Origin of the sequence: Nocardioides humilatus (assembly GCF_008373755.1) — a bacterium.
Taxonomy (GTDB): domain Bacteria; phylum Actinomycetota; class Actinomycetes; order Propionibacteriales; family Nocardioidaceae; genus Nocardioides; species Nocardioides humilatus.
Window position 1 is genome coordinate 1 of record NZ_VUJV01000035.1, and the last position, 515, is coordinate 515.

Consider the following 515-nt stretch of genomic DNA (forward strand, 5'->3'; position numbering starts at 1 on the left):
TCAGTGTTCAAGATCTTGAAGTAGACCTTGTTGTTCTCCCACAGAGCAATGAACTTCCAGCTGACTTTCGGGCTTGTTTTGTCCTTACCGTCGCCGAAGGCAAGTCTGCCATCGTTGCCGTGAACATCATTACTCAGCGTCAAAGCGAGACCGTCGCGCTTGTACATAAGCTTAATGGCGTTTTCGGCGAAGATAAGTCTGAACTCAACTGGGAAACAATCACGGACGATGTCCTTGGAGCCCTGGAGCCAAAGTTGATAAGCGTACTCCATGCAGTTCATCTTGTTGTTTCGTATCAGTTTGTTCACTACATTTGTGATGACTTCGCTCTTCTTCTCCTCGTATAAATGCTTGCTCTTTTCAACCGCACTGTCGTAATCGGCAACGACGATGCTATTGTAAAGCTGCTCCTCCAGAATGTCGTTAGGGACGTCGGAATCTGCAGCATACAGAGATGCCACGAAAAGACATAGAATAACTATGACGGGCTTCATCTTCGGAGCGTTGTAACCTGT

1 protein-coding gene is annotated in these 515 nt (G+C 47.0%); it reads right to left on the bottom strand.

Translation table 11 applies throughout. From position 1 onward, the window contains the following. On the bottom strand, positions 1-494 hold a 494-nt coding region (locus F0U44_RS23920), incomplete at its 3' end, for a hypothetical protein (RefSeq protein WP_149730579.1). Positions 495-515 lie beyond the last annotated feature (21 nt).